Source organism: Klebsiella sp. CN_Kp104 (assembly GCF_040064515.1).
GTDB classification, from domain to species: domain Bacteria; phylum Pseudomonadota; class Gammaproteobacteria; order Enterobacterales; family Enterobacteriaceae; genus Klebsiella; species Klebsiella aerogenes.
The window spans coordinates 291358-311900 of record NZ_JBEAII010000002.1 but is presented as its reverse complement, the minus strand read 5'-3'; the positions used below and the strand labels follow the sequence as shown (position 1 = coordinate 311900).

The 20543-nt window shown below is 57.1% G+C and carries 19 protein-coding genes; 12 read left to right on the top strand and 7 right to left on the bottom strand.

The genetic code is table 11. The features are described from left to right. Positions 1-540: 540 nt before the first annotated feature. Positions 541-1353 carry a serine protease gene (locus tag ABLU80_RS03415; RefSeq protein WP_015366781.1) on the top strand — a complete coding sequence of 271 codons (813 nt, stop codon included), beginning with the start codon at positions 541-543 and terminating at the stop codon, positions 1351-1353. On the opposite strand, the gene ABLU80_RS03410 is transcribed toward ABLU80_RS03415, so the two are convergent. The 3 genes from ABLU80_RS03410 to mdtJ form a co-directional block, all read right to left on the bottom strand. After that, positions 1354-3510, bottom strand: a complete 2157-nt coding sequence (locus ABLU80_RS03410) for an EAL domain-containing protein (RefSeq protein WP_260841553.1) — start codon at positions 3508-3510, stop codon at positions 1354-1356. A 101-nt stretch (positions 3511-3611) separates the two neighbouring features. Then, entirely contained in the window at positions 3612-3941 is a 330-nt protein-coding gene (mdtI, locus tag ABLU80_RS03405) for a multidrug/spermidine efflux SMR transporter subunit MdtI (protein WP_348849696.1), read from the bottom strand. Further along, on the bottom strand, positions 3928-4290 hold the full coding sequence (gene mdtJ / locus ABLU80_RS03400; RefSeq protein WP_348849695.1) for a multidrug/spermidine efflux SMR transporter subunit MdtJ: 363 nt from the start codon (positions 4288-4290) through the stop codon (positions 3928-3930). The genes mdtI and mdtJ overlap by 14 nt, the downstream gene beginning before the upstream one ends. Positions 4291-4738: 448 nt before the next feature. On the opposite strand from mdtJ, the gene ABLU80_RS03395 reads away from it, so the two are divergent. From ABLU80_RS03395 to mdcH, 9 genes are all read left to right on the top strand, one after another. Next, positions 4739-5773 (top strand): AI-2E family transporter, encoded by a 1035-nt coding sequence (locus ABLU80_RS03395; RefSeq protein ID WP_015366785.1) that lies wholly within the window; start codon positions 4739-4741, stop codon positions 5771-5773. A gap of 224 nt (positions 5774-5997) precedes the next feature. Beyond that, positions 5998-7653: a malonate decarboxylase subunit alpha gene (gene mdcA, locus ABLU80_RS03390; protein ID WP_015705280.1), complete on the top strand. Its 1656-nt coding sequence runs from the start codon at positions 5998-6000 to the stop codon at positions 7651-7653. Continuing rightward, positions 7653-8495, top strand: coding sequence for a triphosphoribosyl-dephospho-CoA synthase (locus ABLU80_RS03385; RefSeq protein WP_285176954.1), 843 nt, complete (start codon positions 7653-7655; stop codon positions 8493-8495). Before mdcA ends, ABLU80_RS03385 begins: the two co-directional genes overlap by 1 nt. A gap of 17 nt (positions 8496-8512) precedes the next feature. Then, positions 8513-8812: a malonate decarboxylase acyl carrier protein gene (gene mdcC / locus ABLU80_RS03380; protein WP_008805033.1), complete on the top strand. Its 300-nt coding sequence runs from the start codon at positions 8513-8515 to the stop codon at positions 8810-8812. Next, positions 8805-9638 carry a biotin-independent malonate decarboxylase subunit beta gene (locus ABLU80_RS03375; protein ID WP_012541866.1) on the top strand — a complete coding sequence of 278 codons (834 nt, stop codon included), beginning with the start codon at positions 8805-8807 and terminating at the stop codon, positions 9636-9638. Before mdcC ends, ABLU80_RS03375 begins: the two co-directional genes overlap by 8 nt. Further along, positions 9638-10438, top strand: coding sequence for a biotin-independent malonate decarboxylase subunit gamma (mdcE, locus tag ABLU80_RS03370; protein ID WP_063447891.1), 801 nt, complete (start codon positions 9638-9640; stop codon positions 10436-10438). The genes ABLU80_RS03375 and mdcE overlap by 1 nt, the downstream gene beginning before the upstream one ends. Positions 10439-10574: 136 nt before the next feature. Next, entirely contained in the window at positions 10575-11534 is a 960-nt protein-coding gene (locus ABLU80_RS03365) for an AEC family transporter (protein WP_004148291.1), read from the top strand. A gap of 3 nt (positions 11535-11537) precedes the next feature. Further along, positions 11538-12155 carry a malonate decarboxylase holo-ACP synthase gene (locus tag ABLU80_RS03360; protein WP_032711558.1) on the top strand — a complete coding sequence of 206 codons (618 nt, stop codon included), beginning with the start codon at positions 11538-11540 and terminating at the stop codon, positions 12153-12155. After that, positions 12155-13057 (top strand): malonate decarboxylase subunit epsilon, encoded by a 903-nt coding sequence (mdcH, locus tag ABLU80_RS03355; RefSeq protein ID WP_047058502.1) that lies wholly within the window; start codon positions 12155-12157, stop codon positions 13055-13057. Before ABLU80_RS03360 ends, mdcH begins: the two co-directional genes overlap by 1 nt. On the opposite strand, the gene ABLU80_RS03350 is transcribed toward mdcH, so the two are convergent. The 3 genes from ABLU80_RS03350 to ABLU80_RS03340 all read right to left on the bottom strand — a co-directional run bounded on the left by ABLU80_RS03350 (position 13047) and on the right by ABLU80_RS03340 (position 16951). Then, complete coding sequence (locus ABLU80_RS03350) at positions 13047-13973, bottom strand: LysR substrate-binding domain-containing protein (RefSeq protein WP_015366791.1); 927 nt, start codon at positions 13971-13973, stop codon at positions 13047-13049. The genes mdcH and ABLU80_RS03350 overlap by 11 nt on opposite strands. 157 nt (positions 13974-14130) lie before the next feature. After that, entirely contained in the window at positions 14131-15786 is a 1656-nt protein-coding gene (gene mqo, locus ABLU80_RS03345; protein ID WP_015705274.1) for a malate dehydrogenase (quinone), read from the bottom strand. A gap of 244 nt (positions 15787-16030) precedes the next feature. Beyond that, the gene (locus tag ABLU80_RS03340; protein ID WP_348849694.1) at positions 16031-16951 is read right to left on the bottom strand and encodes an N-acetylmuramic acid 6-phosphate etherase; all 921 of its coding nucleotides are present in this window, start codon (positions 16949-16951) and stop codon (positions 16031-16033) included. Positions 16952-17256: 305 nt separating this feature from the next. Between ABLU80_RS03340 and ABLU80_RS03335 the strand changes: the two genes are divergently transcribed. Both ABLU80_RS03335 and dcuR read left to right on the top strand, forming a co-directional pair. Next, positions 17257-18873 carry a sensor histidine kinase gene (locus tag ABLU80_RS03335; RefSeq protein WP_047037097.1) on the top strand — a complete coding sequence of 539 codons (1617 nt, stop codon included), beginning with the start codon at positions 17257-17259 and terminating at the stop codon, positions 18871-18873. Then, positions 18870-19589: a two-component system response regulator DcuR gene (gene dcuR, locus ABLU80_RS03330; RefSeq protein WP_015366795.1), complete on the top strand. Its 720-nt coding sequence runs from the start codon at positions 18870-18872 to the stop codon at positions 19587-19589. Before ABLU80_RS03335 ends, dcuR begins: the two co-directional genes overlap by 4 nt. Here the strand turns inward: dcuR and ABLU80_RS03325 are convergent. Beyond that, entirely contained in the window at positions 19570-20520 is a 951-nt protein-coding gene (locus tag ABLU80_RS03325) for an FAD:protein FMN transferase (RefSeq protein WP_348849693.1), read from the bottom strand. The two genes, dcuR and ABLU80_RS03325, sit on opposite strands and share 20 nt — an antisense overlap. Positions 20521-20543 lie beyond the last annotated feature (23 nt).

Genomic DNA, 20543 nt, shown 5'->3' with positions numbered 1-20543 from the left:
CCCACATAAAAAAAGAAACCAGCGAAACATAAACTAATGCGCGAATACCTTGTTTAGACATACACCCTCCCACTACGGGAAATGACCTTGCGCTTATAATGGCCGGGACAACCTCACATTTCACTCAACGGGAATCGCCAATGACAATGTTTACAGTGAGAAAATGTTTCGTAGTGAAAATAATTGAGAAGATGGTAAAAAAACGCCAATGACCATGAACTTTTGCGGTCTTAAGGCGACTAAAACACCCTCGAAAAATTGCGCTTTGCGAATGTCCTGTAAGGCAAAGTGATTATTTTGCCGTCGTTTTACGTACGTTCCGATACACGAATTATGTTGCGTTGCACGCCGCTTTCTGCGGAAATGACGACAGCAGAGATAATGCGTTAACCATCTGAATTAACATGGTTCTTGCATAGATGAAATGTCTTCAGGAGTCATTTTAACTGCCGTTTGGCTTAATAAAAATTATTCTTAACTTTCATAAACTTAAATCTCCTGCTACTTTCAATAGACATAATTATCTCCCCAGAGAGTGATATGCGTAGAGACGTACTGTTATTACTGTGTTCGTTTTGTGTATTTCCCCTGTTTGCTCACGCCGATGATGACGGCATGAGCGCGAAAGATATCAAAACGCTTTTTTTCGGCCATGACGATCGTAAAGCGGTCAGCGATCCGGCCAGTTCCCCCTGGGATGCCATCGGCCAGTTAGAAACCGCCAGTGGTAATCTGTGTACCGCAACGCTGATTTCGCCGCATCTGGCCCTCACCGCCGGTCACTGTTTGCTGCAGCCGCCGAAAGGAAAGCCGGACAAGGCCGTTGCGTTGCGTTTTATCTCGCGTAAGGGCAGTTGGGTCTATGAAATTCACGGGATTGACGGCCGTACCGACCCATCGCTAGGCAAACGGCTTAAAGCGGACGGCGATGGCTGGATTGTCCCCTCTTCCGCAGCCCCCTGGGACTTTGGCCTGATCGTCCTGCGCTACGCGCCCGGCGGCATTACGCCTGTTCCTGTGTTTCGCGGTGATAAAGAAGCGCTGACCGCGGCGCTGAAAGCAACGGACCGCAAAGTGACGCAATCCGGCTACCCGGAAGATCATCTCGATAGCCTCTATAGCCACCAGGATTGTCTGGTGACGGGATGGGCGCAAGCCTCAGTTCTATCACATCAATGCGATACGCTACCGGGCGACAGCGGTTCTCCGCTGCTGTTAAAAACGGACAACGGCTGGCAGGTCATTGCAGTGCAAAGCTCGGCGCCGGGACCGAAAGATCGCTATCGCGCCGATAACCGGGCTATTGCCGTAACCGGTTTTCTCGACAAGCTGGAAGCGCTGGCTAACGAGTGATTATCCCTGCTGCTGGCGCAGTTGAAGCAATGAATCGATCGGCATCGGTTGGCTGAAATAATATCCCTGAAGTCGATCGCATCCCGCCCGCCGCAGCAGCGCCAGCTGCTGCTGAGTTTCTACCCCTTCAGCAACCACGGTGATCCCCAGCGCATTAGCGATACGTACCGTGCCGCGCACCAGTTCTGCCGCCTGCGGGTCGACATCCACCACCCCGGCTAACGACTTATCAATCTTGAGGCTATCAAAACGACAGCTGCGTAGATAACCAATACTGGAATAGCCAATGCCAAAATCATCCAGCGCGACGGCGATACCTAACGATTTCAGGTTCTCGATAGCCACGCGAGCGCGCTCCGGGTTTTCCAGTACGTAGCTTTCGGTTACCTCAAGCTGCAGGCGGCGGGCAGGAAACTGACAGCGTCCCAGAGTTTGTACCACCCGCATTTCGAATTCCGGGTCGCGGAACTGCGCCGGGGATATATTGACGGAAAGGAGTAAATCCCCCATCGTCTGGAGATCGTAACAGGCTTGCGACAGCGCAAACTGGCCCAAGGCATAAATCAATCCGCTGCTTTCGGCAATGGGGATGAAAGCATCCGGCGCCAGCGGGCCTTCAGGACGTCGCGGCCAGCGCAGCAAGGCCTCTACGCCTTCCATCACCAGCGTTTCGGCATTGACGATCGGCTGATACCAGACATCAAATTCGCCTTTTTCGAGACCTTCGCGGATACCATTTTCAATGTGCAGCTGGTGCTGACGCGTTTCGTTAAGGGTGTCATCATACCAGGCCGCTCTTCCCTTACCGCTTTTCTTCGCGTGGTACATGGCCATGTCCGCACGGCGAAACAACTCAGTACTGGAACACTGCGTCGGCACCCCGCTGGCAATACCAATACTGGCGCTGATATATATTTTCCGGGCGCTGAGCGCAACGGGAGTTTTTAATAATTCGAGCACCGCCAGGGCGAATGCTGAGGCCTGATTAACCGCATGTTCGCCGCTCATGGTCATGGCGAATTCATCCCCGCCCATCCGCGCCAGCATCGCCCCCGCCGGAACCCGATCGCGTAATTCGCGGGCGATATGGGCAATCAGCGCGTCGCCAGTATCATGGCCGTAGTTATCGTTGACGTCTTTAAAACCATCGAGATCGATAAATACCACGCTCTGCATTTCATTCTTACCGCATTCGCCCATCGCATTTAAACGTTCAATCAATGCCCGACGGTTCGGCAAAAGGCTCAGCCAATCGATAAGCGCATTTTTTCGCGCCTGCTGTTCGCCGCGCGCCAGCTTGTAAAGCCCCAGGCTACTCAGCATGATAAACAGCAAAATTAAACTTGCCGCCAGAATGGCGATGAGCCTGATGCTGTTTGACGCGGCGCGCGCCGCTTCCGCACCGGGAAGGCGCGGTTGCCAGCTCAGATAGGCCAGCGTCTCCCCGCCCTCTGTGCGTAATGGTACGCTGTATTCGCCGGCAAACTGCGTCGTATGCAGACGATTAATCTGGAAAGTGTTCCCCAGGGTTTCCAGCATGGTTGGATTAATGTGGCGGGTAATCACCAGATAGCGACGGGTTTTATCATAAATCGGTAAGCGGCCGATTGTCGGGCGAATCAAGCCGATACCGACAAACGCAATGCCCGCGCGGGTACGGGTGATTCCGGCAAAGGCATTTTTACCGCGTCTCAGCGCATCCGCGTGCTGCTCGATAAGGGTTTGTAACCCGCTGCCGAAAAAACCAATATCGGATTCGGTAAATGGCTCGCTGCGAAAAGCCCCCCACAAGATGCGATAGTTTTCATCCAGGATAAAAGTGCCGTCGTAGAGATTATTAATCTTAAAACCCGATCCCCACGAATCATACAGCCAGTGTGCATCAAGATGGGGCGTATAGGTTTGTTTAACCGCATCATCCCAAATCGAATTATCCAGTACCAATGACAGCACCCGGTTCACCGATGTCTGCACGGCGCCTTCTACCGAAAGCATCGAACGGTGTTTATCTATTTCATTAGTTTTAATACTGACCAGATGTTGCGACAAATAGAAAAGAGAAATCACAGAGACGACCAGGCCCAGGCCGGCAAGAAATACCAGAATGGAAAGGATTTTGGCAGAGGGAATATTCCGCCAGCCAGGCAAAGGAATCATGTGCTGTCCTCATAGCGGCGTACAGAAAGATGCCGAATCTGCTTTTTTAAGCGTAATACAGAGAACAGAATTTGCCGCCTGCGAACGCAGGCGGCATCATATCAGGCCAGTTTTATCAATACCATACCGGCCACCAGCAGCACGACGCCGACCCAACCTTTATGGTTCAGACGCTGACCAAAGAGGATCCAGCCAGCGGCAATGGTGGCCGCAATCCCGAATCCGCCCCACAGCGCATAAGCGACGGACAGGTCGATACCTTTTACCGCCTGCGACAGGGCGCTAAAGGCCCCTAACACTGCCGCCAGTGACAGAATACCGTAGATCTTACGACGGAAGCCGTCGGAAAACTTCAGAAATACGTTCGCGGTAATTTCCAGTACGATAGCCAGCGCCAGCCAGGCGCCGTGAATCCACTCAAACTGTTCCATGAGCTGTCTCCTCACGCTGTTTCACCGCTTTCTTTGTGCCGGACTTAATCAGCACAATACCCGCGACCAGCGTTGCCAGCCCGGCAAGTTTTACGATAGACAGGCTTTCATCGAACAGCAGCACGCTAAATACGGTAATCAACAGAATACCGATACCTTCCCATAGCGCATACGCCACACCGAGAGCAATTTTTTTAACGGCGAAGGCCAGGAAAATATAGGAAAGCGCAATCATTGCCAGCATTAAAATATAACCTGTATGACCGCCGCTGACGCTTGCCCATTTCATAGACAACGTGCCGGTAATTTCAGCGACGATAGCTAAGGCTAATAAAATCCAATAAAACATAATCCCTTCTCCTGCTTGAGAATACAATCCATGACGGCTTACGAGAGTAAACCGAAAAAATTCTGACGTAGTTTTAGCCGTGCGCGGTGCGCCAGCTCAGGCAGAGAGAATGGGACTATAGCGCGGAGCGCCAGTGCTGTTCGCCAGCAAATCGGGAAAGGATGAAGGGTAATGCGTGATGAGTCGAAAAATAAAGGCTGAACTGATTGTTCATAAAATTACAATTATCCGCGGTGTTGCTTCTCGTCATTGCGGAAAAAAATTGTCCTCGGTAGTTAAACACAAGTAAATTTGTACCATAGTGTTAATATTAACTCAAAGAATTTGCAATTCTTTACGTCTAACGCGCGATTTCAATTAGTATTTTCTCAAACTGATCTCCATCATAAACGTGTATAGCAAAGTCGCTATGATCAAGGACGTTTTCATCTTCACCGTAAGGAACCCAATGGCCAAACCCATCATCACCCTAAATGGACTCAAGATCGTCATCATGCTGGGCATGTTGGTTATCATCCTTACCGGCATCCGTTTTGCCGCCGACATTATCGTCCCCTTTATCTTAGCGCTATTCCTTGCGGTGGTGATCAATCCGCTGGTCCAACTGATGGTACGCTGTCGGGTGCCGCGAGTGCTGGCGATTTCGCTACTGGTGGGCGCTATAGTGCTGCTGGCGGTGGTACTGCTGGCGTCGCTTGGCACCTCGCTTAACGAACTGGCGCGCACCCTGCCGCAATACCGCACGTCGCTGGCCGAACCGCTAAAGACGGTCACCCCATGGCTACAGCGCTTTGGTTTTACCGTCTCCGCCATTGAGCTGAATAAGTATATCGATCCCAACGCGGTGATGACCCTGGTTACCAGCTTGTTGACCCAGTTGTCGAATGCGATGTCGTCCATTTTTCTGTTGCTTCTCACCGTGGTATTTATGCTGTTGGAAGTGCCGCAGCTGCCTGCCAAGCTTCAGCAGCTAATGTCGCGGCCGGTTGAGGGAATGGGCGCCATTCAGCGGGCGATAGATAGCGTCTCACATTACCTGGTACTGAAAACCGCGATTAGCCTGGTCACCGGGCTGGTGGTCTGGGGTATGCTGGCGCTGCTGGACGTCCGCTTCGCCTTTATGTGGGGGCTACTGGCCTTTGCGCTGAACTATATTCCCAATATCGGTTCGGTACTGGCGGCCATCCCGCCGATTCTGCAGGTGATGGTATTTGGCGGCCTGTATGAGGCGCTGATCGTCACTGCCGGTTACCTGATTATCAACCTGGTGTTCGGCAATATTCTCGAGCCACGTATCATGGGCCGTGGGCTGGGGCTCTCCACGCTGGTGGTGTTCCTGTCGTTAATATTCTGGGGCTGGCTGCTGGGCCCGGTCGGCATGCTGCTGTCGGTGCCGTTGACCATCATTGTGAAAATCGCCCTTGAGCAAACCAACGGCGGGCAGAGTATTGCCTTCTTACTCAGTGACTTAAGTAAAGAATAATCGGCAATCTGGCTGGCCTATCCGCCAGCCTTCCCTCCTTTCATCTTTTCCGCTTAGACCGTTACTCCTTTTTTATTATTGATCCCCATCACAAATGGGCACATCCAATCATTACTCTAAAGCTAACGATTAGCCGGCGTGCTTAATTGATGCACAGCGCCGCGCATCGCACACTAACTTCCACCAGGACAAACGAAACGATTTGTCGAATCAGGAGGTTAACAATGAATGCTGAACAAACGACGGGACGGGTCTGGAACCGTCGCCGGACGGAAAAACAGCGGCGGCTGGCCGAAACGAAGATTGCCGGCAAAGTCATCCCCACTGACCAACTGGTCAGCGTACTGGAAAATCTGCTCGCCCCTGGCGACCGGGTAGTACTGGAAGGTAACAACCAGAAGCAGGCTGATTTCCTCTCCCGCATGCTCGCCGAGGTTAATCCGCAGAAAATCCACGACCTGCATATGATTATGCCAAGCGTCGGGCGCAGCGAGCATCTGGACCTGTTTGAAAAAGGCATTGCCCGTAAACTGGATTTCTCTTTCTCCGGCACGCAAAGCCTGCGCATCTCGCAACTGCTGGAAGATGGCCTGCTCGAAATCGGCGCCATCCATACCTATATTGAACTCTACTCCCGCCTGTACGTCGATCTGTCGCCAAACGTCGCGCTGATCGCTGGCTATAAAGCGGACCGTAAAGGCAACCTGTACACCGGGCCAAGTACCGAAGATACCCCGGCGCTGGTCGAAGCCGCCGCCTTCCACGACGGCATTGTGATAGCCCAGGTCAACGAACTGGTGGACGACGAATGCGACCTGCCGCGCGTCGATATTCCCGGCTCGTGGATTGATTACGTGGTGGTCGCCGACAAACCGTTCTTTATTGAACCGCTGTTCACCCGCGACCCGCGTCTGATTAAGCAAGAACACATTCTGATGGCGATGATGGCGATCAAAGGCATCTACGCGGAACATCAGGTGCAGTCGCTTAACCACGGCATCGGCTTTAATACCGCCGCCATCGAGCTGTTGCTGCCCACCTACGGCGAACAGCTCGGACTGAAAGGCAAAATCTGTAAACACTGGACGCTGAACCCGCATCCGACCTTAATCCCGGCCATCGAAAGCGGCTGGGTGGAGAGCGTGCACTGCTTCGGCGGCGAACTGGGGATGGAAGAGTATATCCGCGCCCGCCCGGATATCTTCTTTACCGGCCCGGATGGCTCAATGCGTTCCAACCGTGCCTTCTGTCAGCTGGCAGGTCAGTACGCGGTAGATATGTTTATCGGCTCGACCCTGCAGGTTGATGGTCTGGCTAACTCCTCAACCGTCACCCGCGGTCGTCTTTCCGGTTTCGGCGGCGCGCCGAACATGGGCCATGACCCGCACGGTCGCCGCCACGCCACCCCGGCCTGGCTCAATATGATCACCGAACCAGACCCGATGCAGCGCGGTAAAAAACTGGTGGTGCAGATGGTCGAAACCTTCCAGGCCGGCGTAAAACCGACCTTCGTTGAAACGCTCGACGCGGTCGACGTCGCCAAAACCTCCGGCATGCCGCTGGCGCCGGTGATGATTTATGGCGATGACGTGACCCACGTGCTGACCGAAGAGGGTATCGCCTACCTGTACCGCGCGGAGAGCCTTGAAGAGCGCCGGGCGATGGTCGCCGCGGTGGCCGGGATCACCGATATTGGCCTCGGGGTGGACGCCAAACGCGTCGCCGCGCTGCGCCAGAGCGGCAAAGTGGTGTACCCGGAAGATATCGGCATTCGTCGCAGCGATGCCACCCGCTCGCTACTGGCCGCCGGCAGCGTCGCCGAGCTGGTGGAGTGGTCCGACGGACTGTACAACCCACCGGCAAAATTCCGGAGCTGGTAATGAAAAATCTCTCCCCCCTACACGCAGAAAGCCGCGTCAGCTGGTTGGCGCATACCGCCAGCGCCTGTCTGATTGACGAAGCCCGCCTGAGTCCGAAACCGGGTCTGGTCGATAGTCGCGGCAACGGCGCGCATCAGGATCTCAATCTGGACCTGATGGAACGCTCCGCCCGCAGCCTGCAGCCAACCTTTCACGCGCTGGCGCAGCAAAGCTGGCAGCGTCCGGCTGATATCGCCCTGCGCGAAACCGTCGGCCGCCTCGGTCGCGAAGGTGAAGAGCAGATGATGATGGCGACAGGTGGCGTTAACACCCACCGCGGCGCCATTTGGGCGCTGGGCCTGCTGGTCAGCGCGGTGGCGATGTTGGGTGGAGAGGGTCAATCACAGGCGATCGCCGGGACCGCCGCCGCCCTTGCCCGCCTGCCTGACGGTTTCGCGCCAAAAAGCTTTAGTAAGGGGCTGCGCGCCAGCCGCCGTTGGCAGGTGCCGGGGGCACGCGAGGAAGCGCAGCGCGGATTTCCGCATGTTACCGCCCTGGCGCTGCCGCAACTGCAGCAGAGCCGGGCGCGAGGCGCCAGCGAGCAGCAGGCGCGCCTTGATGCGCTGATGGCCATCATGACCTCGCTGAGCGATACCTGCGTGCTGTCGCGCGCCGGCATGAACGGCCTGCATGCCATGCAGCAAGGCGCCCGCGAGGTTCTGGCGGCGGGCGGTTGCGCCAGCGTCGCCGGTCGCGCCGCGCTGGCGCGCCTTGATGCGCAGATGCTGGCGCAAAACGCCTCGCCGGGTGGCGCGGCCGATCTCCTTGCCGCCACCCTGTTTCTCGACCGGGTTTCCGGCTAACGCATTCAGAGGATGTTATGGAACAGATTACATTGTCATTTCCTGCCAACCGCGCCCTCAGCGGCAAAGCATTGGCAGGAGTCGTAGGTTCAGGCGATATGGAAGTGCTTTATACCGCCGCACAGGGCGCCACGCTCAACGTACAGATCACCACCTCAGTGGATAACAGCCAGGCGCGCTGGCAGGCGCTGTTCGACAGGCTGAACCTGATCAACGGTCTGCCCGCCGGGCAGTTGATTATCCACGACTTCGGCGCCACGCCGGGCGTCGCTCGTATTCGTATTGAACAAGTATTTGAGGAGGCCGCTCATGCGTAACGATCGCAGCTTTATCGAACTGCGCGCTCGCGAACGCGCCCACGCCCTGCTGGACGACGGCAGCTACCGCGAACTGCTGGATCCGTTTGAAGGCATTATGTCGCCGTGGCTCGGCGCGCAGGGCATCGTCCCACAGTCCGACGACGGTATGGTGGTCGCCAAAGGCACGATCAACGGCCAACCTGCGGTGGTAATTGCCATCGAAGGCACCTTCCAGGGCGGCAGTATGGGTGAAGTCTCCGGCGCCAAAATGGCCGCCGCGCTGGAGCTGGCGGCGGAAGATAACCGCAACGGTATCCCGACCCAGGCGGTGCTGTGCCTCGAAACCGGCGGCGTACGTCTGCAGGAGGCCAACCTCGGTCTGGCCGCCATCGCCGATATTCACGCCGCGATTGTCGACCTGCGCCGCTACACCCCGGTGGTCGGCATTATTACCGGTACCGTCGGCTGCTTCGGCGGCATGTCCATCGCCGCGGCGCTGTGCAGCTACCTTATCGTCACCCGTGAAGCCCGTCTCGGCCTCAACGGCCCGCAGGTTATCGAGCAGGAAGCCGGCATTGAAGAGTACGACTCCCGCAACCGTCCGTTTATCTGGAGCATGACCGGCGGCGAAATTCGCGCCGCCAGCGGGCTGGTTGACGCGCTGGTTAACGATGGCGTTAACGCCGTTAAAACCGCAATGAATGAGGCGATCGCCAAAGGCGTACCGGCACAGCACCGCAGCGACAATTATGACGATTATCTGCGTCGCTTGAGCCAGTTCGATACCCGCCAGCAGGCGGATACCGCGCAGATTAAACAGCTTTTTGCCCGGGAGGATAAATAATGAGTCAGTTCCCAAACCGCGCCGCGCTATGGCTGAATAAACTGGCGCCCAACGCGCCGCTGATGAGCGGGTTATGCGCCTCTGTACAGGTCGCAGATGGCCAGATTGATGGCGAAAACGTCCGCTTTATTGCCGTGGTGCCTGACGCCAACAACCACTACCCGCGCGCCGCCGGCGGCGAAGTCGGACTGCTGGAAGGCTGGACGCTGGCGAAAGTGGTCAACGAAACCATCGCCGCCGACGCCGATCGGCCTGTCAAACGGCCGATCGTCGCGGTAATTGATGTCCCGAGTCAGGCCTATGGCCGCCGCGAAGAAGCCTTTGGCATCCACCAGGCCCTGGCCGGGGCGGCAGGCGCCTACGCCAAAGCCCGTCTTGCCGGCCATCCGGTGATTGGCCTGATTGTCGGAAAAGCGATGTCCGGGGCGTTTCTGGCCCACGGCTATCAGGCCAACCGCCTGATCGCTTTTAACGATAGCGGCGTGCTGGTTCACGCGATGGGTAAAGAATCGGCAGCGCGCATTACGCTGCGTACCGTAGAGGCGCTGGAGAAACTGGCGGCGACGATCCCGCCGATGGCCTACGACGTCAGCAACTACGCTACGCTCGGCCTGCTCTCCGCCCTGCTCGATATCAACCATCCGGATGCGCCAGACGAAGGCGATCTGTCGCTGGTCAGCCGTACCCTGCGCGACGCCATCGCTGACGCGCGCACCGATACCTCACTGAAGTGCCGTTTGGGCGCGGAAAACCGCCGCAGCTCGCAACTGGTTCGCGATCGCATGCGCGCCAGCTGGTAAGACGTTCGTACGTAAGTAGTAGAAGAAAACCTGCCGGAAGCAGTCTCCCGGAGCGCGGAATAAACGCTCCGGGAAGGGACGGCTTTTAGAAAAAATAACAATCGCGCCAGTACTCTATTTTATTTACAGGTGATTTATGACTTATGTGATTATTCATGCTCTTGCCCCGATTTTCGTCATTATGCTGCTGGGCTTCTGGGCCGGTAAGGCCGGGATGGTAGATAACAAAAACGTCTCGCTGCTTAATATTTTTGTAATGGATTTTGCCTTACCCGCCACGCTGTTTAGCGCGACGGTACAAACGCCGTGGGCCGGTATCGTCGCCCAGTCGCCGCTGGTGCTGGTGCTGACCGGCGCGATGTGGATCACCTATGCCGCGATCTACTTCCTCGCCACCAGCGTGTTCAAACGCACGCCGCAGGATGCCGCGGTGCTGACCCTCACCGTCGCCCTGCCAAACTATGCCGCGTTAGGTCTGCCGATCCTCGGCAGCGTGCTGGGTGAAGGCGCGTCAACCTCGCTGTCGGTGGCGGTCTCTATCGCCTGCGGCTCGGTACTGATGACCCCGTTCTGCCTGCTGATTCTGGAGCGTGAAAAAGCCCGCGCCGCGGGTGAAAACAGCGGTTCTACACTGGCGATGCTGCCGGTGCTGATGTGGCGTTCGGTGAAAAAACCGATCGTCTGGGGCCCGCTGCTTGGGGTGGTGCTTTCCGCGATCGGCATTAAAATGCCGGACCTGTTGCTGGCGTCAATCAAACCGCTGGGCCTGGCCGCCACCGCCGCCGCGCTGTTCCTCACCGGGGTGATCCTGTCGGCACGTAAACTGCAGCTCAATGCGCTGATCGCTACATCAACCATCGTAAAACTGCTGGTGCAGCCGTTTATTGCCTGGGGTCTGGTGATGTTACTTGGTCTGCACGGTTCTATCGCCATTACCGCGATCCTGATGATTGCGCTGGCCGCCGGCTTCTTCGGCGTGGTCTTCGGCAACCGCTTCGGCGTGCAGTCTCCGGATGCTGAAGCCGTGCTGCTGTTAAGCTCGGTTCTGTGTATCCTGTCGCTACCGCTGTTTATCTCTTTAACTTCAGGACTGTAAACCATGTCATCAACGCCGCGTCCCCACGATTTAGTTTGGTTAAACCACGCCAGCGCCCTGGAAGACATTGCCGAGCCATGGGTGGCTCAACAGTGGCGAGCCGCGCTGCCGGTGGTGGTGAGGCGCGACGTTGACGGCCAGGCCCGCATCCCGGTTGGGGTGCGGGGCATGAAGCGCGAACAGCGCGCCGCCGGCTGGGTTCAGCCGCGCAATATCGTGCGCAGCGTCACCCCAGAGACGCTTGTCGAGCGCGAAGCATTACTCTGCTCGCCGTTTGTCTCGCAGCCGCCGGTTCAGGCGGCTATCGCCCTCACCTTACACCGCTGGCCCTGGGGCTGGGGCGTCACCGGCAGTACCGGCTACGCGCTGGCAACCGAAATCCCGGTGCTGCATGCGGCAAGCGATCTGGATTTGCTGATCCGCGCGCCGCAGCCGCTGGACCGCGAGGCATTGCTGGAATGGCAGGCCCGGGTGGCCCTACTACCGTGCCGCGCCGATACCCAGATAGAAACACCGTACGGCGCCTTCGCCCTTAATGAGTGGCTGCGCGATGGCCGCGCGCTGCTGAAAACATCCCGCGGCGCGCGTTTAACCGCGACGCCGTGGCACAGGGAGGACTGATGAAGATTATATTTACTTTTCCCGGTCAGGGCGGCCAGCGCCCCGCAATGCTGGCGGCAATCCCCGATCGCGAGGCTATCCTCACCCAGGCGCGCGCCGTGCTGGGGGATGAAGTCGATACCCTCGATAGCGCCGACGCGCTAAAGCATACCCGTGCAGTACAACTCTGTCTGCTGATCGCCGGGGTAGCCTGGGCGCGCGAACTACAGCGCCAGGGCGTGGATCCGCAGATGGTCAGCGGGCTCTCTATCGGCGCGTTTCCGGCAGCGGTGATTGCCGGCGCGCTCGATTTCGCCAGCGCGCTGCGGCTGGTGGCGCTACGCGGCGATTTAATGGAGCAGGCTTATCCCGAAGGTTACGGGCTGACGGCGATTACGGGGCTGACCCGCCCGCGGGTTGAGGCGCTGATGCAGGGCCACGAGGTTTATCTCGCCAACCTGAACGCCGAAACGCAAATCGTGATCGCCGGGCGCGATGAAGCCATGGCCGAGGTGGCGCAGCTGGCGCTGCAGGCTGGCGCCAGTAAAGCCCAACGGCTGGCGGTCAGCGTGCCGTCGCACTGCGCGCTGTTGGATAAACCTGCCACAGCCCTGACAAAAGCCTTTGCCGACGTCACCTTAACGCGCCCTCAGCGCGCCTATTTAAGCGGCTCGACGGCGCGCGTGCTGTGGGATCCGCAGCGGATCGCCGACGATCTGGCGATGAACATGGCGCGCACCGTGCATTGGCAGGAGGCGATGATCGCCGCTGATGAACGCGACGCGAGGCTGGCAATCGAGATGCCGCCCGGCGGCGTGCTCACCTGCCTGACCCGCCAGGCGGGCTGGCGCGGCGAGACAATTTCGCTGGAGCGCAGCGGCGTAGACGTCGCCCGCCATCTGGCGCAGCGGCTTAGCGATTAATACTGCGGGCGTACATGCGCCCTTCCGCCGCCAGCGCCAGCAGGTCGGCATCGCGCTCGCGATGGTGTGAATAGACGATAGAGATCAGCTGGCGCATCTGATAGGGTTCCGCCAGCTTTAACAGCTGCACATCGTTTTCGTAAACCTTCTTCATGCGCCCCGGCAGCAGCGCAAACCCGACGCCCGCCTGCACCAGGCTTATCATCGAAAAGATATCATTCACCCTGGTCACGATTTCCGGCTCAAAACCGGCTACATGAAAGGCCTCCTGAAATCCGGCATACGTCGCAAACCCTTCCGCCAGCGAGACAAATTTACGATCGGCGTAATCGCGCAGGTCGGCGAGCTGAGTGGTATCGAGCTGTTCCGTCGCCGGCGCGGCGAGGAAGATATCATCTTCAAACAGCGGCACCACGTCGAAAGCCGAATTATTGTATTCGCCTTCATTGGTGGCGATTAAGATAGCGTCAAGGGCATCGTCTTCCAGCATATCCAGCAGCATCTGATTGGAGCCCATCGTCAGATCCAGTTCAAGCTCCGGGCGACGCAGCTTCATCCCCATGATGATGCGCGGAACGGTTTCCAGCGTCAGCGAATAGAGGGTACCGATGCGCAATCGCCCCTGACCAACGCCGGCGACTTTACGCGTCGCCTCAAGCCCGCGGCTCATCAGACTCATCACATCCTGGCAGTACTCGAGCAGCGTCCATGCCGCCTGCAACGGCAGCAGGTTGCGCCCTTTGTGAACAAACAGCGGGCAGCCGACTCCCTCTTCGAGCGTATGCAGCGCGCGGTGAACGCTAACGCTGCTGAGCTTCATGGCTTCGGCGGTTCTGGCGATATTGCCCTTCGCCATAAACATCATAAAGACCGATAGCTTGCGGAAGGTGATCTCCTGGTTGATATCGTCTTTCATAACCCTTCCACACCCCTGGTTTAATTTTCTTATTTCAATTCAAACCAGTATATCTTTTATGAGGCCAAAGTTGCAGGCAGCGCGCGGCCTCAGCCGGTAAAAAACGCAAAAAGGGAAGACCATGGTCTTCCCTTTTGTTCACTGCCTGGATGCGTCGTTACAGCGCCATATCGTGCTGCGGCGAGGCTTCGCGCGGCGTCTCTGCCGGTTTGGCGGTCGCGGTCGGCGCCGTCTCTGGCATCTGAATGACCGGAGGTTTGGTCAGTTGCAGCGCCGCGGCGGTGTCATCCCAAACCTGCTGGGTCAGGGCCACGTTGCCGTTTAACTTCTCGCCGTAGCTCGGTACGATAGCGCGAATGCGGCTCTGCCATTCCGGCGAGTTAAACTGCTGCGGGAACATCTGCTTGAGAACGTTCAGGGTGATCGGCGCGGCGGTGGAAGCACCTGGCGATGCGCCGAGCAGCGCAGAAATCGTTTTCTGCTGATCGACCACCACTTCGGTACCGAGCTTCAGCACGCCGCCCTTCTCCGCGTCTTTTTTGATGATCTGCACGCGCTGACCGGCCTGAATCAGTTTCCAGTCTTCTTTACGCGCGTTCGGGTAGTACTCTTTTAGCGCCGCAAAGCGGTCATCATCGTTGAGCATAACCTGGCTAATCAGGTACTTCACCAAATCGAAGTTGTCGAGGCCAACGTGGGTCATCGGCAGTACGTTGCTGGTGGTGGTGGTACTCAGCAGATCGAAGAACGAGCCGTTTTTCAGGAACTTGGTGGAGAAGGTGGCGAATGGCCCGAACAGCACCACGCGCTTACCATCGAGGTAACGAGCATCCAGGTGCGGTACCGACATCGGCGGCGCGCCAACTGAAGCCTGACCATAAACTTTCTGCTGGTGCAGTTTAGTCAGCTCCGGGTTCTCGGTCATCAGGAATGAGCCGCCTACCGGGAAGCCCGCATAGTTGTCCGCTTCCGGAATACCGGTTTTCTGCAGCAGCTTCAACGCGCCGCCGCCGGCGCCGATGAAGACATATTTGGCGTCGATAGCCTGCTCTTCACCGCTCTGCACGTTCTTAATCGTCACGTGCCAGGAGTTGTCGGCATTGCGTTTAAAATCGGTGACTTCAGAAGAGGTCTGCAGCGAGAAGTTGCTGCTCTTTTTCAGGCTGCCGATCAGCTGACGGGTAATTTCACCGTAGTTCACGTCGGTACCGACCGGCGTCCAGGTCGCGGCCACTTTTTGCTGCGGATCGCGTCCTTCCATCACCAACGGCGCCCACTGTTTAATTTGCGCGTGATCGGTGGAGAATTTCATTCCCTGGAATAAGGTGGTCTGCTGCAGCGCGTTATAACGCTTTTGCAGATAATCCACATTATCGCCCCACACGAAACTCATATGCGGTGTGGAATTAATAAACGAGTGCGGGTCGTGCAAAATACCGCGTTTGACCTGCGCCGACCAGAACTGGCGCGAAATCATAAACTGTTCGTTGATATCCAGCGCTTTGCTGACATCAATAGAACCGTCTGCACGCTGCGGCGTGTAGTTCAGTTCCATATTTGCCGAGTGACCGGTACCGGCGTTATTCCAGCCGTTGGAGGACTCCAGCGCGACGCCGTCGAGTTTCTCCACCATCACCTGTTTCCACTCCGGCTGCAACTCCTGCAGCCAGGTGCCCAGCGAGGCGCTCATGATGCCGCCGCCGATCAGCAGAAAGTCAGTTTTTTTCGAGGTATCGCCATTTGCGTAGGTCGCCGTACTGACGAACATCGCTAATGCGGTCATAGATATAATCGTTTTTTTAATTGCAGGCATAATAGAAATATCGCGTAGCAAAAGTGTAATAAGAGCCGTCATATTAACGCACTTTTACTTTATTTTAAAATATCATTTACACTTCGATGTTTTAATCAAACAGTTTTTTAACTTAAAAAATCAGCTTATTTATTTCGCTGGCAGTCATTGTGAAAAATAGCGACGGAAAATCAGGATCATTCGGGCGATAAGAAATATAGCGCCGGTTTATTTAGTTATTTAACAAACCGGCGCGGCGAGGAAATTAATTAACGTTACTGAGCGTTTTCTCTTGCGCTTCAGCCAGGGCGACACGCAAATGGTTGTTGTTTTCGCTGAGCAGATCCCGCGCCTGCCAGGCATCTAGCCCCGTCATCAGCATCAGAATCGCCGTCCGACAATGCTGATTGCAACTGGCCAGCGCGGCTTTGGCTTGCGCGCGCGTACACTCTGCGGCGGCCATCACCATGGCGATTTGCCGCTCCTCCCAGCGCGGGCTGGTTGCCTGTAGATCAACGCGCAGGTTGCCGAACACTTTCCCGCTGCGTACCACAAGGCCGGTGGTTAACAGGGTGAGGATCTGCCGCTGCGCCAGTTGCGCTTTCGGATTGCCATAACCCGCCACCGCTTCCGGCCCGGTCTGCGGCGCAATCATAATATCCGCCAGCTGCGCGGCTTCGCTATCAGGCTGCTGCGTCAGGATCGCAATCGGCGTCCCCAGCGACCAGGCGTGACGCATGGCTCCCCACACCCACGGCGTTTTGCCGCTGACGGTGAGCGCCAGCAGCATATCGTTAGCGCTCAGGGACAATAGCTGCATATCCCGTAAGCCCGCGTCATAATCGTTAGCCGCCCGCTCGGCGGCCTGCAGCGCGCTCCCTTCGCCACCGGCGATCATTGCCACCAGTGAGTGATTGGCTTCAGGGGAATAGTCATTAACCGTTTGCAACGCCGCCTGCCCGGATGCCCCGGCGCCAACGATCACCAGCCGTCCTCCCCGGCTCAGGGTCGCCGCGGCGTTATCCACCAGCCGGGTAATCTGCGGCAGGCAGGCATCGATGGCAACGGCTATCTGTTTGTTATCCTGCTGCAGCAGGGTCAGCATATCGTGGGTGGCGAGCGTATCGATATGGCGCGTTTGCGGGTGGCGTCGTTCCAGCATTGATGCGGTTGGCTTACTGCTCATAAAACCTCCATTTAAAACCGAACTCACTGCGGCGAAATCAATAGCGGTGACATATCCATTCATTCATCACGGCTATTTGATTGATGCAGCCAGTGTAAAGCCTTCATTCACGGCTTTACCGCCACGGGGGTCACAGTTTGTTCACCCGACACCTAATCGCAGCGCGATTGCGCGTTATCCGAGCATGAGGGCTACGCATGTCAGGCAGCGGATACCCGGTACGCCGGTTTTACTGTTATTACACGGCTTTATGAAAGCCGCCCTATCGGCGATAATGATCGTTCAACGAATCGATCGGGGTTGTCATGAAGGAAGCCGAGCTACAGCCGCCCGCCCGCAAGCGCGCCCGCAGCCTGAAATTAAGTACCGCCGTCACGCTGATGATTGGCAGCGTTATCGGCGCGGTGCTGCTGCTGGTCTACGCGCTATGGTTTATGCAAATCAGTAACGCCACCCGCGACGGCTTAAAAGAGACGGCGCTGGCGGTGGCGCGCACCATGGCCGATATGCCGCAGGTAAAGCGCGGTCTCGGCGAGCCGCCGCAGAGCAATATTATTCAGCCGCTGGCGCAGGCCATTACCCGGCGTAACGACCTGCTTTACGCGATTGTGACCGACATGCGCGGCATTCGCTATTCGCATCCGGATAGCGCCATCATCGGTAAACCCTTTATCGGCGAGGATATCCGCCCGACCCTCGCCGGGCGGGAAAACGTGGCGATTAACCACGGCGTCCTGGCGCCGGCGCTGCGCGTGTTTACCCCGGTATTCAATGAACAGCATCAGCAGATAGGCGTGGTAGTGGTAGGTATTTCGCTGAGTAAAGTCGACGAACAGATCGCCAATAGCCGCTGGGACGTTCTGCTGACCATTCTGTTCAGCGCGCTGGTCTGCGCTATCGGCACCTGGAGCCTGGTGCGCGGCTTAAAACGTATTCTGCTGGGGCTGGAGCCGCAGGATATCTCCACCCAGTTCCAGCAGCGACAAGCGATGCTGCACTCGCTGAAAGAAGGCGTGATCGCCGTGGATAGCAGCGGCCAGGTCACGCTGATTAACCCGGCCGCCCGCGGCATGTTACTTAGCGGGCCGGATAAAAGCATCGATCGCACCCCGCTGCTGGCGGACCTGCAGGAAGTTCTGCGTAGCGGCGAGCCTATCTATGACCGAGCGCTCGGCTGTAATGGCTTATTGCTGATCAGCAATACCGTCCCGGTGCGCAGCCAGAACGCCATCGTCGGCGCGATCAGCACCTTCCGCGATAAGACCGAGATGAGTCAACTGGTGCAGCGGCTGGACGGCATGATGAGCTACGTCGATGCCCTGCGCACCACTTCGCACGAGTTTATGAACAAGCTGCACGTGATCCTCGGCCTGCTGAATATGAAAAGCTATGACAAGCTGGAAGAATATGTGCTGCAAACCGCCCATGCCTATCAGGCCGATATCGGTGAAATTCAGCACCGGATAAAATCGCCGGTGGTCGCCGGCTTCCTGATTGGTAAAATCCAGCGCGCCAAAGAGCGAGGCTTCACGTTGAACCTCGCCGAAGAGAGCCTGGTGCCGGATTGCCCCAATGAAAAACAGGTCACCGTACTGGTGACGGTGTTAGGCAATCTGATTGAAAATGCGCTGGACGCGATGAGCGGCCAGGAGGAAGGCGAAGTGAGCCTGCTCTTGCACTATCAGGATGGCTGGCTAAGCGGTGAAGTGAGCGACGATGGCCCGGGGATCCCGGCGGCCAATATTGACGCCATCTTTAATAAGGGCTTCTCCACTAAAGGCGAAAATCGCGGCGTCGGCCTGTTTCTCGCCAACCAGCAGCTGCACGAACTCGGCGGCACGTTGTCCGTCGAGTCCGAGCCTGGCGTATTTACCCAATTTTTTGTTCACCTGCCCTGGGATAGTAAAAGGAAAAAAGCGTGATAAATGTATTAATTGTTGACGACGATGCGATGGTTGCCGAGCTGAACCGCCTGTACGTGGCGCGCATCCCCGGTTTCAGCTGCTGCGGCACCGCGTCGACGCTCGGCAAAGCCCAGGAGATGATTAACGACCCGCAGATGGCGATCGATTTGGTGCTGCTGGACGTTTACATGCAGCAGGATAGCGGACTCGATCTGCTGCCGACCATTCGCGCCAGCGGCCGCGCCATCGACGTGATTATGATAACTTCCGCCGCCGATGCCGCCACCGTCCAAACCGCTATGCACTATGGCGTGGTGGATTATCTGATTAAGCCCTTTCAGTTCCCGCGCTTTGAAGAAGCGCTGACCGCATGGCGTGAAAAACGCAAACTGATGACCGGCCAGCCCTATTACGAGCAGGCGGATGTCGATCGTCTGTTGCACGGCGGCACGCCGGAAGCGGCTGACGCGCGTAAGCTACCGAAAGGCTTAACGGCGCAAACTTTACGCACGCTGTGCCAGTGGATTGATAGCCACCCTGATGTGGAATTCTCTACCGATGAGCTGGCGGCGGCGGTGAATATTTCGCGCGTCTCCTGCCGCAAATATCTGATCTGGCTCGCGCAGATCAATATTCTCTATACCACCATCCATTACGGCGCGACCGGCCGACCGGTGTATCGCTACCGGCTGGTCGCCGAGCAGTACGGCCTGCTCAAGCAGTACAGTCAGTAATCTGGTAGCCGCTGTCGAGCAGTTGAAAGCGGATGCGCTGCGGTGACGACAGAATCACGTTGCGGTTTTTGGTGACAAAAATCGCTTCAATGTCGTCCCGCTGGCGCAACGCCGCACAGCCCTTCTCCACGCCAAGGCCATACAGCAGCGTGGTCCAGATATCGCCGTCCAGTGAATCCGCGGAAATGACCGTTACGCTATCGAGTTCGTTATCCAGCGGATAGCCGCTGCGCGGATCGAGGATATGGTGCCAGCGTTTGCCATCCTGCTCGAAATAGCGTTCATAGGTGCCTGAAGTGACAACCGACTGCCCGCTAACGGCAATAGAGCCAATAAGTTCCTGCGCCGCGGCAAAGGTTTTTTTCAGCCCAATCGCCCATTCCCCTAACGTATGTACATTGCCGCCGAGATTAATCAGCGCCTGTTCGATCCCCTGCTGGCCCAGGTAATCGTGTACCCGGTCGGCAATATATCCTTTGGCGATTGCGCCAAGGTCGATTTCCATTCCGGCCTGCGCCAGCCACACGCTCTGCTTTTCGTCATCAAGAATGACATCCTGCGGGCGGATTAACGGCAGCCGGGCCGCTATATCCGCCGCCGACGGCACGCTATGCCCCTGAAAGCCAATGCGCCACAGTTTAACCAGCGGACCGATAGCCAGATTAAAGGCGCTGTCGCGCACCATACTGGCGGCTTTAGCGCACTTAATCAGTTGGTACACCGGACGGCTAACGGTGACGGGATGACGCCCGGCGGCATGGTTGATATCCATCACCTGCGACTGCGCGCGGTTAACGGTGAGCAGATCTTCGTAGCGTTTAATTAACTGAAATACGCGGGAGGCCAGCGCCTCATCGTGGGAATAGAGTTTGAGCAGGATGGGCGATCCCATCAACACGGCGGAGTAGCTATAGACGCGGTTATCGGACATTGGGCTCTCCTTAGAAGGGATAA